We start from the raw sequence: 1,455 nt of genomic DNA, 5'->3' as shown, positions 1-1,455 counted from the left end.
TGGCCAAACTGGATCGTGATGCGTTCTTCAATGCTGAGTTCATGATATGACATAGGTTCACCGTACCGGATTGGTCAGGTGTTGCGCTCAGTTTTTGCCGCCGCCCCGAATCAGGCGACAAATCGAGGCGTCAAAACTTAATGAGGACGATTACGCCACAGATCAAAACCGTCGAGCAGCCAGTCAGTTCCTGGACGGTCAGCACGATTGCTTCATCGCTAACGTCGGGCGAGATTTTGAAACGTTCGGACTCAAGGCGCTTTAGCCAAAGGCAAAAGCCGTTGCGTTCCCAATACAAAATCTTCACTCGGTTGCGGGGTTTATTGAGAAAGACGAAAAACACCGGGTCGAACACTGCCACTTTTATATCCTGTTCGACCAATGCGGAAAGGCCATCAATGGATTTTCTGAAGTCCACGGGTTTGGGGTAGAGGTAGACTTTTTCGACTTTAGCGTCGGGTCGCATCATGAGGTGCTGGCTCCGGAAAGGAATCGGGAGCAAGCATCGGGGATCAGCTGAACGATTTGAATGTGGGGTTAATGGCGCGTTTACGTAGATTTGGCTGTCGAAGTCGCATAGTGACAAGCGATATGTCAATTCTGAGATTCGCCTGCAGCGCTGTGAACAGGGCTATTCAGAGATGATCTGGGCAGGCCTTATCGTTCCGCCCAATGCATCAAAAACAGATCGAAGAACCCGAGAGCAACTGCAGCGGTGGACCTTACCGCCGATTTGACCACGGGCCTTCGCACTCAACGACCTCCCAAAACTAGGACACCGCAGTAGAATGCCTCCCTGTCTTGGCCTCCCGTGCGCTAATGCAACACGCCGGATGACAAATCCCGTGCCTGTCGGCCCAGCACTTCGATCCTGCTATCGGGATTAGAGCGGTGCCGGTGCTAGTCACCCCTGCCAATACCGGTAGTTGGCGCTATTTCAGTTTCTTAAATTCAGGGCCGATACAGTAGTCGTAGGAACACAAAGGGAGTCAGTGATTCATGCAGACGACTCAGTCTGAAAAGCCACAGAGCAACGCTACGCCAGAAAAATTTGAGATTCTTTGTGCCAGAGTCGGCGCTGCAAGAGTTCGATTCCAGCCTCCGAAAGATGCCCCAAAAATCCTGGTGGCGATTTGGCATGGATCGGTTTCAAAAAATCCCGGCAAAAAAAATACCACGCCAATTTCGAACGTTGTATTCCGAAAGCTACGCTCAGATAACTCGCTTGGAGGTATCCACGTCGTCCCATCCGCTATTTCGTTTCTGGGGACGCTCCGGGTAGGTAGCGTTTGGTCCGATGGCGCACAGATCGGCCGTCTCGCGATGACAATGCTGTCTCCTACCGAAGTCTGGGCGGTTTCAGAGGCTGAGTGCAACACCCGGCTATTGAGTTAGGGATGGACTCTCATGATGCTTGGACATCATTTCCGTCATCATTTCGATAGGGCATCTGTA

The 1,455-nt window shown here is 51.8% G+C and carries 1 protein-coding gene; it reads right to left on the bottom strand.

Annotation, left to right across the window (positions count from 1 at the left end; all coding sequences use genetic code 11):
• Positions 1-130: 130 nt before the first annotated feature.
• Positions 131-469: an IS66 family insertion sequence element accessory protein TnpB gene (tnpB, locus tag DW49_RS01000000128740; RefSeq protein WP_005622506.1), complete on the bottom strand. Its 339-nt coding sequence runs from the start codon at positions 467-469 to the stop codon at positions 131-133.
• Positions 470-1,455 lie beyond the last annotated feature (986 nt).

Source organism: Pseudomonas avellanae BPIC 631 (assembly GCF_000444135.1).
In the GTDB taxonomy this organism is placed as follows: Bacteria; Pseudomonadota; Gammaproteobacteria; order Pseudomonadales; family Pseudomonadaceae; genus Aquipseudomonas; species Aquipseudomonas avellanae.
The sequence above is the reverse complement of the archived record's forward strand: the minus strand, read 5'-3'. Positions and strand labels throughout refer to the sequence as shown.